Source organism: Variovorax sp. Soil_C_17 (assembly GCF_057657265.1).
Genome location: NZ_JBDGIT010000001.1, coordinates 1,745,685 through 1,756,782, shown reverse-complemented (window position 1 = coordinate 1,756,782; position 11,098 = coordinate 1,745,685). Strand labels below are relative to the sequence as shown.

Annotated in this window: 9 protein-coding genes; 8 read left to right on the top strand and 1 reads right to left on the bottom strand. The window is 69.6% G+C overall.

Features of this window, described 5'->3' with window-relative positions:
• Nucleotides 1–61 precede the first annotated feature (61 nt).
• The 3 genes from AC3A6Y_RS08495 to mdoH all read left to right on the top strand — a co-directional run bounded on the left by AC3A6Y_RS08495 (nt 62) and on the right by mdoH (nt 4,493).
• The gene (locus AC3A6Y_RS08495) at nt 62–685 is read left to right on the top strand and encodes a hypothetical protein (RefSeq protein ID WP_487867746.1); all 624 of its coding nucleotides are present in this window, start codon (nt 62–64) and stop codon (nt 683–685) included.
• Nucleotides 682–2,106: a sigma 54-interacting transcriptional regulator gene (locus tag AC3A6Y_RS08490; protein WP_487867745.1), complete on the top strand. Its 1,425-nt coding sequence runs from the start codon at nt 682–684 to the stop codon at nt 2,104–2,106. Before AC3A6Y_RS08495 ends, AC3A6Y_RS08490 begins: the two co-directional genes overlap by 4 nt.
• A gap of 392 nt (nt 2,107–2,498) precedes the next feature.
• The gene (gene mdoH, locus AC3A6Y_RS08485) at nt 2,499–4,493 is read left to right on the top strand and encodes a glucans biosynthesis glucosyltransferase MdoH (RefSeq protein WP_487867744.1); all 1,995 of its coding nucleotides are present in this window, start codon (nt 2,499–2,501) and stop codon (nt 4,491–4,493) included.
• 80 nt (nt 4,494–4,573) lie between these two features.
• Here the strand turns inward: mdoH and ffh are convergent, their stop codons facing one another.
• Nucleotides 4,574–5,962 carry a signal recognition particle protein gene (gene ffh, locus AC3A6Y_RS08480; RefSeq protein ID WP_487867743.1) on the bottom strand — a complete coding sequence of 463 codons (1,389 nt, stop codon included), beginning with the start codon at nt 5,960–5,962 and terminating at the stop codon, nt 4,574–4,576.
• Between the two features lie 88 nt (nt 5,963–6,050).
• On the opposite strand from ffh, the gene AC3A6Y_RS08475 reads away from it, so the two are divergent.
• The 5 genes from AC3A6Y_RS08475 (at nt 6,051) to ampD (ending at nt 11,014) form a co-directional block, all read left to right on the top strand.
• A complete protein-coding gene (locus AC3A6Y_RS08475) occupies nt 6,051–6,857 on the top strand; it encodes a cytochrome C assembly family protein (protein ID WP_487867742.1) in 807 nt (268 codons plus the stop codon).
• Nucleotides 6,854–7,102, top strand: a complete 249-nt coding sequence (locus AC3A6Y_RS08470; protein WP_487867741.1) for a PP0621 family protein — start codon at nt 6,854–6,856, stop codon at nt 7,100–7,102. Before AC3A6Y_RS08475 ends, AC3A6Y_RS08470 begins: the two co-directional genes overlap by 4 nt.
• 14 nt (nt 7,103–7,116) lie before the next feature.
• A complete protein-coding gene (locus tag AC3A6Y_RS08465) occupies nt 7,117–8,811 on the top strand; it encodes a two-component system sensor histidine kinase NtrB (RefSeq protein ID WP_487867740.1) in 1,695 nt (564 codons plus the stop codon).
• Between the two features lie 4 nt (nt 8,812–8,815).
• Entirely contained in the window at nt 8,816–10,333 is a 1,518-nt protein-coding gene (locus tag AC3A6Y_RS08460) for a sigma-54-dependent transcriptional regulator (protein ID WP_487867739.1), read from the top strand.
• Nucleotides 10,334–10,432: 99 nt separating this feature from the next.
• Nucleotides 10,433–11,014, top strand: coding sequence for a 1,6-anhydro-N-acetylmuramyl-L-alanine amidase AmpD (ampD, locus tag AC3A6Y_RS08455; protein ID WP_487867738.1), 582 nt, complete (start codon nt 10,433–10,435; stop codon nt 11,012–11,014).
• The last annotated feature ends 84 nt before the right edge of the window (nt 11,015–11,098 follow it).

The following is an 11,098-nucleotide window of genomic DNA, read 5'->3' as shown; positions in this document are numbered from 1 at the left end:
TCAAGCGTTTTTCTCTGACCTCATGTTCTTCAGTTCGATCGCTCGCAGATCCGCATTCGCCATGACCGTGGTCGTCATGCCGCTGCTGCTCGCTGCATGCGCCGCGCCGTCCAAGCCGCCGCCCGAACCCGTCGCCGTGCAGCCGGCACCACCTCCACCACCGCTGCCGCCGCCGGTGCAACCCGTCGAAGCCGAGCCGATGGCGCCGGCCACGCAGCCGGCGCTGATCTTCACGCAGCTCACGCAAGGACCGGTGGCCGCCCTGCTCGTGTACGCCGACAAGGTGCGTCCGCTGAGCGGCAACGAACTCGCCAATGAGATTTCGCGCCTGGGCGAGCCGGGCGAGCAGCCGCTGGTGCAGATGCAGCTGGCGATGCTGCTGGCGCAGACCCGCTCGCCGGCCGATCTCGCGCGTGCGCTTGGGCTGCTGCAACGTGTGATCGCCAACCCGGCAAACGAGGCGCAGGCCCTGCATCCGCTCGCCCGGCTGCTGGCCGCGCGGTATCAGGAGCAGCGCCGCGTCGAGGACGACCGCGACCGCCAGGCGCAGCAGCTGCGCGACAGCCAGCGCCGCATCGACCAACTGACCGACCGGATCGAGGCGCTGCGGGCGATCGAGCGCAGCTTCTCGCGTCCCAACAACCCGCCGCCCGTCGCGCCGGCAGCACCCAAGCCTGCACCATGAACACCCCCCCTGGTTCCGCGAAGGACCCGCCCGGCGCCCGCCTGCTGGTGGTGGACGACGACGCGGACATGCTGCGGCTGCTGTCGATGCGGCTCACGGGGGCCGGCTACCAGGTGACGGCCGTGACCTCGGCCGAATCGGCGCTGACGCAGCTCGAGATCGAGCACCCCCAGCTGGTGCTGAGCGACGTGCGCCTGCCCGGCCGCGACGGCCTGCAGCTCTTCGATGAGATCCGCAAGCGCCATCCGACGCTGCCGGTGATCCTGCTGACGGCGCACGGCACCATTCCCGACGCGGTCGAGGCCACGGCGCGCGGCGTCTTCACCTACCTCACCAAGCCCTACGACGCGCGCGAGCTGCTCGACAAGATCGCGCAGGCCCTGGCGCTGGGCGCGCCTGCGCCGAGCGGCGGCAAGGTCGGCGACGAGAGCTGGCGTTCGGAGATCGTGAGCCGCAGCAACCGCATGGCCGAGCTGCTGGCCGAGGCCCGGATGGTGGCCAAGTCCGACGCGAGCGTGCTGCTGCGCGGCGACAGCGGCGCGGGCAAGGAACTGTTGGCCCGCGCCATCCATCGCGCCAGCGCGCGCGCCGACAAGCCTTTCGTGGCGGTCAACTGCGGGGCCATTCCGGAGGCGCTGCTGGAGTCGGAGCTGTTCGGGCATATGAAGGGCGCCTTCACCGACGCGGTGGCCAACCACAAGGGCCTGTTCCAGCAGGCCGACGGCGGCACCCTGCTGCTCGACGAGATCGGCGACATGCCGCCGGCCCTGCAGGTCAAGCTGCTGCGGGTGCTGCAGGAGCACGCGGTGCGGCCGGTCGGATCGACCCAGTCGATCGCGGTCGACGTGCGGATCGTCTCCGCCACCCACCGCGACCTCGATGCTGCGATGGAGGCCGGGCAGTTCCGCGAGGACCTGTACTACCGTCTCAACGTCGTGACACTCCAGCTGCCGCCCCTGTCGGCGCGGCGCGAGGACATTCCGCTCTTGGCCAATCACTTCCTGCACCGGCTTTCGAGCAAGTACGGCAAGCGCTTGTCGGGCTTCGCGCCGGAGGCGCTGAAAGCGCTGACCATGGCGTCCTGGCCGGGCAACGTGCGCCAGTTGTTCAACGTGGTCGAGCAGGTCTGCGCCCTGTCGAGCTCGCCGCTGATCCCGCTGGCGCTGGTGCAGCGGGCGCTGCGCTCGCCCAGCGTCGAGGTGCAGACGTATGCCGAGGCCAAGCAGCGCTTCGAGCGCGAATACCTGGTCGGCCTGCTCAAGCTGACCGACGGCAACGTGGCCGACGCGGCACGCCTGGCGGACCGCAATCGCACGGAGTTCTACCGCCTGCTGCAGAAGAACGGGCTCACGGCCGGGCACTTCAAATCCGATGCCGTGTCGCCGGGCGGCGATGCTGTCGCCGAAGAGCGACGACCCTAAGTGCTTGATTTCATTGGGAATTGACATCCCCTTCACAAGCCTTGTCGGGATTCGGCGACAAATTCGGGGCTTTTAGAGGTCTTTAGACCTCAAGAGCCGGCACCGGCGCCTCGAAATCGTGCCAAGTGCTTGATCTGAAAGGGTTTTTCCAGGCTGGCACGGGGTTTGCCCTTATGAGGGCATGACAGCACTTACCAGCCCATCTTTCGCACTGCGTCCGCAGCGCGACGGCCTGCGTCAAAAGCAGTTTTCCCTCTCGCGGTCCCGTGCCGCGGGTCATCCTCCCGCCGGACTGGCCAGCGCCGGCGGTGCGGCACCGGACTGCGTCTTCAAGCGCTTTCCGGCAATCGGCGACACGCCTTCCGTCGACAAGCAACGCGGGTGAGTCGAACATGAAGCCCAACGATTTTTCTCAGCTCAACGTTCTCACCGGAGTGGGTATTTCCCGCCGCAGCCTGCTGCGTGAAGAACGCCACCCCAACTCGGTCACCGCCCCGCCGATCAACCGCGGCTCGATGACGCCCCGCCCCTGGCGCGGCTTCTGGAACAGCATCGGCACGGCCCTGCTGGTCAAGCTCGGTGCCGGCGGCAAGGCAGCGGCGGTCGCGTCGCGCGCGCCGCAGGCCCCCCAGGCCTGGCAGCGCACGGCCCAGCAACGTCGCATGGCCTTCCTGGCGCTCACCGTGGTCAGCACGGTCATCGCCTCCTCGCTGTTCGCCGGCGTGCAGCCCGACTACGACAATCTCTGGCTCCAGTACAGCCAGATCGCCCTCTACGGCCTGCTCTCGGGCTGGGTGGTGACGGGCTTCGTGACCGCGCTGATGGGCTTTTACGTCTCGGTGCGCGGCGACAAGCATGCGCTTTCGGCCAAGCAGGTGGCCGACCATCCGATGAATCCGGAAGCGCGCACGGCGATCATCATGCCGATCTGCAACGAAGACGTAGCCACCGTGTTCGCCGGCCTTCGTGCCACCTGCGAATCGGTGGCGGCGACCGGCCATGCCAAGCAGTTCGATGTCTTCGTGCTATCCGACAGCTACACCCCCGAGGTCGCCGCCGCCGAGCGCGCCGCCTGGGAAGAGCTGCGGGCCGCGCTGGCCGACAGCCCGAACCAGCCTCAGGTCGAGGTCTACTACCGCCTGCGCAAGCGCCGTACCCACCGCAAGGCCGGCAACGTGGCCGACTTCTGCCGCCGCTGGGGCAAGGACTACCGCTACATGGTGGTGCTCGACGCCGACAGCGTGATGAGCGGCGACTGCCTGACCTCGATGGTCAAGCTGATGGAAGCCAACCCGACCGCCGGCATCATCCAGACCGCGACGCAGGCCATCGGCCACGTCACGCTGCACGCCCGCGCCCAGCAGTTCGCCTCGCGCGTGACGGGCCGCCTGTTCACACTGGGCATGCAGTTCTGGCAGCTCGGCGAGTCCCACTACTGGGGCCACAACGCGATCATCCGCATCGAGCCCTTCATGGAGCACTGCGCGCTGGCGACGATCAAGGGCACCGGCGGCATGTCGGGCGGCATCATGTCGCACGACTTCGTCGAGGCTGCGCTGATGCGCCGCGCCGGCTACCACGTGTGGCTGGTGGCCGACCTGGTCGGCAGTTACGAGCAACAACCGCCGGATCTGCTGGCCGAGCTGCAGCGCGACCGCCGCTGGTGCCAGGGCAACCTGCAAAACGCCCGCCTGATGGCCGAGCCGGGCCTGCATCCGGTGCATCGCGCGATGTTCATGACCGGCACCATGGCCTATGCCTCGGCGCCGCTGTGGCTGGCCTTCCTGACGCTGGGCACCGCCCTGTGGCTTACCGGCTCGAGCGTGATGGCGCACTGGATGGTGATGCCGATGGAACTGGCCGGCCTGTGGCTGTGGACGCTGTGCCTGTTGTTCCTGCCGCGCCTCCTGGGCATTGCGGCCGTGGTGATGCGCCGCGAGCAGCGCCAGTACGGCGGTGTCGGCGGCCTGCTCAAGAGCGCCGCGCTGGAAAGCGCACTGGCCATCGTGCAGGCCCCGGTGCGGATGCTGGCCCACTCCCTGTTCGTGGTGGTGGCGCTCACCGGCATCAAGCTGGACTGGAAGTCGCCGCCGCGGGAAGCCGCCGCCGTGCCGTGGCGCATCGCCTTCACCCAGCTGGCGCCGATGTCGCTGGTGATCGCCGCGCTGGCGGTGGGCATCGCGCTGATCGATGCCAGCGCGCTGGCCTGGCTGATGCCGGTGGGGCTGCCGCTGCTGCTGGCGATCCCGCTGACCGTGCTGACCAGCCAGATCGCGCTGGGCAATGCGATGCGCGACCGGGGCTTCCTGGTGATTCCGGAAGAGTCGCGTTCGCCGGCGGTGCTGCGCCGGGCGTGGATGCACGCGGTGCGACTCGCGCGCGCCTGACGGTTTTGCCGCCCATGAAAAAGCCCGCTCGATGAGCGGGCTTTTTTTCTTTCCCCTGCCTTTCGAGGCAGTGAGCCGAGTCAGAAGCGCGGCATGCCGCCCCCGCCCCCACCCATGCCGGGCAAGCCCTTCATGCCGCCCATGCGCTTCATCATCTTCATCAGGCCGCCGCCCTTCATCTTCTTCATCATCTGCTGCATCTGCTCGAACTCATTGAGCAGCCGGTTCACCTCCTGAACCTGCACGCCAGCGCCGGCTGCGATGCGCCGTTTGCGCGTGGCCTTGAGCAGCTCCGGCTTGCGCCGCTCCAGCGGCGTCATGCTGTTGATAATGCCCTCCTTGCGCCGGATGTCGCGCTCGGCGCGGGTCATGTCGGCATCGGTGGCCTTGGCGGCCAGCTGCGTCGGCAGCTTGTCCATGATGCTGGAGAGCCCGCCCATCTGCTTCATCTGCTGCAGCTGGCCGAGGAAGTCGTTGAGGTCGAAGCCGGCGCCGCTCTTGACCTTGGCCGCGAGCTTCTGCGCCGCCGCCACATCGACGCCGGCCGTGACCTGCTCGACCAGCGCGACGATGTCGCCCATGCCGAGGATGCGGCCCGCATGGCGCTCGGCATCGAACACCTCCAGGCCGTCGATCTTTTCGCTGACGCCGGCGAACTTGATCGGCACGCCCGTGACCTGCCGCACCGACAACGCCGCGCCGCCGCGCGAATCGCCGTCGGTCTTGGTGAGGATGATGCCGGTGAGCGGCAGCGCCTCCTTGAAGGCCTTGGCGGTGTTGATCGCGTCCTGGCCCTGCATCGCATCGACCACGAACAGGGTCTCGACCGGGTTCAGCGCCGCGTGCAGCTGCTGGATCTCGTTCATCAGCACCTCGTCGATGGCGAGGCGGCCGGCGGTGTCGACCAGCAGCACGTCGAAGAAATGACGCTTGGCGTGATCGAGCGCGGCGCGGGCGATGTCCAGCGGCTTCTGCTGAGGCGTGCTCGGGAACCACTCGGCGCCGGCTTGCTTCGTGACGGTCTTGAGCTGCTCGATGGCGGCCGGCCGGTAGACGTCGCCCGAGACGGTGAGCACTTTTTTCTTGCGCTTCTCGATGAGATGCTTGGCCAGCTTGGCGGTGGTGGTGGTCTTGCCGGCGCCCTGCAGGCCGGCCATCAGGATGACTGCGGGCGGCTGGGCCACCAGGTTGATGTCGGCCACGCCCTCGCCCATGGTGGCGGCGAGCTCGCGGTTGACGATGCCCACCAGCGCCTGGCCGGGCTTGAGCGAGCCCAGCACCTCCTGGCCCATGGCCTTGTCCTTGACGCGGGCGACGAAGTCGCGCACCACGGGCAGCGCGACGTCGGCCTCGAGCAAGGCCATGCGGACCTCGCGCAGCATGTCCTGCACATTGCTTTCGGTGATGCGGGCCTGGCCGCTGACCTGCTTGACGAGGCGTGAGAATTTTTCGGTGAGGGCGCTGGCCATGGTGCTTCCCGCGGGCGGGACCGGTAGGTGGGGAGTGGGGGCGTCATCGCGGAGGATCACGCAAGTGCGAGACGCTAAACTCCGACCGATGATTTTAGCGATCCCCTCCCCACTCGGCGTGGCGCTGGGCATCGCCACCGCCGCCGCCTACGCCGCGACCGCTGCCGCGGCCTCCTGGCTCGGGCGGCCTCCCACGCAATGGATGCTGGGTGTGGCCTGGGTGCTGCACGCCTGCGTGCTCGCCTGGTCGCTGGCCGGAGGCGATCCGCGCTTCGGCTTCGCGCCCGCCCTGTCCGTCACCGCGTGGCTGGTGACAACGGTTTACGCGATCGAGAGCCGCCTGTATCCGCAGCTCAAGGTGCGGCGCATGCTCGCGGGGCTGGGCGCGGCGGCCGTGCTGCTGGCGCTGGTCTTTCCGGGCACGCCGCTGCATGTGTCGGCCTCGCCCTGGCTGCCGCTGCACCTGGCGCTGGGCATTGCTTCCTACGGCCTGTTCGGCGCGGCGGTCATCCACGCCTGGATCATGACGCGCGCCGAGAAGCAGATCCGGCTGGCGGCCGAGCCGCAGGGCGGCGTGCCTCTGCTCACCATGGAGCGCCTGACCTTCCGCTTCGTCACCGCAGGCTTCGTGCTGCTGTCGGCCACCCTTCTCGCGGGCCTGCTGTTCAGCGAGCAGTTGTACGGTGCCAGCGCACGCAGCTGGAAATGGGACCACAAGACCGTGTTCTCGGTGCTGGCGTGGATCAGCTTCGCGGTGCTCTTGATCGGGCGCGCGCGCTTCGGTTGGCGCGGTCGCACCGCACGGCGCGTGCTCTACGCCGGCGCGGCCCTGCTGCTGCTGGCCTATGTGGGCTCGCGCTTCGTGCTCGAGGTGGTGCTGGGGCGCGTGACATGAAATACCTGCTGGTCCTCGCGGTCATCCTCGTGGCGGTGTGGCTCTGGCGCAAGGCCCGGCGAGAGGAGCTGCAGTCGCGCACGCCGCCTCCCTCGCCTCCGCCTGCGCCGGGCGCCATCGCGCCGCCGCAAGCCATGTTGCGCTGCGCGCATTGCGGACTGCACCTGCCGGCCTCGGACGCGGTACGCGGCACGGACGGTGCGGCCTACTGCAGTACGGCGCACCGCCAGGCCGCCACACACTGAGTGAGCCGTCGCCGATGAGCACCTTCCTCTGGTCGCGTGCCGAACCCGGGACCGACTGGACGCCGCTCGACCGGGCGGCGGGCCGCGAAAGCTCGGCCCTGCTGCGCCTGTGGCGCGGCTTCATGACGGCGCGCGTCTTCATCGCGGTCGTGCTGCTGTTGCTGCAGGCCATCGTCTTTGCGCTCGGGCAAGCCCCGCAGCCGATCGCGGTGGCGCTGACGGGCGGCTACCTCGTGTTGACCCTGCTGATCGCGCGCTACTCGATCTTCCAGCCGCCGGTGCGGCGCTTCGGCACGGCCTGGCTGTCGACCATCGGCGTCGACCTGGTGGCCTTCAGCACGCTGCAGATGCTGCAGGTGGGCAGCATCAACTACACGCCGCTGTTCGCCTTGCCGGTGCTGATGGGCGCGGTGCTGGGCACCGGCACCGTCGGGTTGGGCACCACCGCCGTCGTCACGCTGCTGCTGCTCGCGCACGCCGGCTGGTACTGGCTGCAGCAGCAGGTCGAGCCTTCGGCCCGCTTCGTGCAGGCGGCGCTGACCGGCACCGGCCTGTTCGTGGTGGCGCTGCTGGCGCACGAGCTGGCGCGGCGCCTGATGCGCGAGGAGGCGCTGGCGCAGAGCAATCGCGGCGCGGCGCAGATGCATGCCCTGGTCAACGACCTGGTGATCGAGACGCTCAGCGAGGGCGTGCTGGTGGTCGACGCCCAGGGCCAGGTGCATGCGGCCAATCCGGCGGCCGACACCATCCTCGGGCAGGGCCTGGCGCAGCTCACGCTGCCCTTCGCACTGGGCGCGAACCCGGCTTGGGCGCCGCTGGCAGCGATCGCGCGGAGCACCTTCGCGCGCCGCACGTCGCAGGCGCGCGAGATTCCGATCGCGCAGGCCCAGGGTGCGCCGCGCGAGGTGCGCGTGCGCACGCGCCTCACGCGCGCCGCCGAGCGCGGCATCGACAGCCTGTGCGTGATGTTCCTGCAGGACCTGCGCGAACTGGAGGCGCGCATCCGCACCGAGAAGCTGGCGGCCATGGGGCGCATGTCTGCGGCGGTCGCGCACGAGATCCGCAACCCCCTGGCCGCGATCACCCAGGCCAGTGCGCTGCTGGGCGAGGACCTGGTCGACCCGGCCCATCGCCGCCTGACGAACATGGTCCAGCAGAACGCCCAGCGCCTGGCGCGCATCGTCGACGACGTGCTGGACGTCGCCCGCGCCCGCCAGCAGCGCGTGCTGCCGATGGGCGAGCAGTTGGTGCTCGATCCGACCGTGCGCACGCTGGCCGAGGAATGGGTGCGGCAAACCCAGCGCCAGGGCGTGCTGCTGGTGCTGGAAGCCCCCGGCAGCGTGGTGCGCTTCGACATCGAGCACCTGCGGCGCATCCTCGTGAATCTGCTCGACAACGCCGCGCGCTACGCGGGCGCACGCGAAGGTTCTATCCAGGTGACGACGCGCCTGAACGCCGCCGGCCGCGCCGGCCTGCAGGTGTGGAGCGACGGCGCGCCGCTCGAGCCCGCGGTGCAGCGCCATCTGTTCGAACCCTTCTTCTCGTCCGAAAGCCGCTCCAGCGGCCTCGGCCTGTACCTGTGCCGCGAGCTGTGCGAACGCCACGGCGCGACCATCGGCTACGAGCGCCGCACCCTCGCCGCAGGCGGCCCGGAAGGCAACGAATTCGCGGTCGTCTTCATGCCGGGCGAACTCGGGCTGACACAATAGCGCCGTGAGCAGCTCCAACCCGTCCGCCCAGCGCCCTGCACAGATTCTTGTCGTCGACGACGAACCCGACCTGCGCACGCTCTACGAGCTCACGCTGCTGCGCGAGGGCTACCGCGTCGAGGCCGCCGGCAGCGTGTCGGAGGCGCGCGAGCATCTGGACGCGGGGCGCTTTGACGCCGTGATCACCGACATGCGCCTGCCCGACGGGCTGGGCATGGAGATCCTGCAGCGCATCCAGCAGGAGCAGCGCAGCGAGCGCTGCGTGGTGATGACCGCCTACGGCTCGGCCGAGAACGCAGTCGAGGCCCTGAAGGCGGGCGCCTTCGACTACCTCACCAAGCCGGTGGACCTGAAGCAGTTCCGCACCGTGGTCGCCTCGGCGGTGCAGGCACAGGCCGCCCCCGCGCGGCCGGTGCGCCCGGCGGAGGACAACGGCGGCAAGCTCGCCGCAGCCACCAGCAATGCCGGCACCTCGGCGCTCGAACGGCTGGTCGGCGACTCCGAGCCGATGCGCCTGGTCAAGTCCCGCATCGCCAAGGTGGCACGCGGCATGGCGCCGGTGCTGGTGCGCGGCGAGTCCGGCACCGGCAAGGAACTGGCGGCGCGCGCGGTGCATGCGTGCAGCCAGCGCAGCGACGGCCCCTTCGTTGCCGTCAACTGCGGCGCCATCCCCGAGAACCTGCTCGAGGCCGAGTTCTTCGGCGCCAGAAAAGGCTCGTACACCGGCTCCTCGCAGGACCGCGACGGCTATTTCCAGGCCGCGCGGGGCGGCACGCTCTTCCTCGACGAGATCGGCGACCTGCCGCTGGCGATGCAGTCCAAGCTGCTGCGCGCGATCCAGGAGCGCAGCGTGCGGCCGATCGGCTCGACCCAGGAAGACGCCGTCGACGTGCGCATCGTGAGCGCCACGCACAAGGACCTTCAGGCCGAAGTGCAGGCCGGCCGCTTCCGGCAGGACCTGTTCTATCGCCTGAACGTCATCGAGATCGCGGTGCCGGCGCTGCGCGAGCGACGCGAGGACCTGCCGGCACTCTGCGAGGCCCTGCTGGCACGCATCGCTCGCGACGCCGGCATGCCGATCCCCGCACTGTCGGCCGAGGTGCTGCAGCGGCTGTCGCAGCATCCGCTGCACGGCAACGTTCGCGAGCTCGAGAACCTGCTGCACCGCGCGGTCGCCTTGAGCGATGGCGACGTGCTGCACATCGATGTCTCGAGCCCCGCGGCTCACCCCGAACCGGCGGGTGCGCTGGCCGCCACGCCAACGCAGGCACCGGCCGCGCCGCAGCAACCCGGGCTTCATGCTGCCGGGCCCGCGGCCGCGGTGCCGAGCGATCTGCAAAGCTATCTGGACCAGCAGGAGCGCGAGATCCTCGTTCGTGCGCTGCAGGAAAGCGGCTTCAACCGCACCGCCGCCGCCGCGCGGCTGGGCCTGAGCCTGCGGCAGATCCGCTATCGCATTGCGCGCCTGGGCATCGCGACGCCGGGCGGCGACGACAGCCAAGGCAATGGCCCCGACGAGTGAACACAACCGCCCCGCACGGCCGCCCGACGCTGCGTCGATGAGTGGCGGCCGGCCGCCCGAAGGCGCTCGCATCGCAGCGGGTAGCGCGAAGGTGGGCTCATGAACCCGGCCCTCTGGCAGGACGGCTGGTACCGCTTCGCCCGGCCACTGCGCTCACCGAACTTCGGGCCGCGGCCCGCCGGTGCGCAAATCGACCTGATCGTGCTGCACTCCATCAGCCTGCCGCCGGGCCGCTATGGCGGGGACGAGGTGCAGCAGCTCTTCACGAACCAGCTCGACTGGGATGCGCATCCCTACTTCGGCAGCATCCGCGGCCTCGAGGTCTCGGCCCACTTCTATGTTCGCCGCAACGGCGAGCTCTGGCAGTTCGTGAGCTGCGACGACCGCGCCTGGCATGCCGGCCCCTCGTCCTGGCGCGGCCGCACCAACTGCAATGACGATTCGATCGGCATCGAGCTCGAGGGCCTGGAGGGCGACCGTTTCGAGCTTGCGCAATACGAGACCCTGGCCAGTCTCTGCCCGGCCCTCGCGCAGCGCTACGCGATCGCCTTCATCGCCGGGCACGAGCACATCGCACCGGGCCGCAAGGCCGATCCCGGCAGCGGCTTCGACTGGGCTCTGCTGCAGCAGCAGTTGGCATGGGCGCCCGCGATGTTCCCGGACACAACTGTTGCCCGCTGATTTTTTTGATCGTCGATGCGTCACTGATGCGCCGGCGCCACGGCCGCGCGATCGCAGCTCTTGCTTTCAGCCCGCGCAGCAACC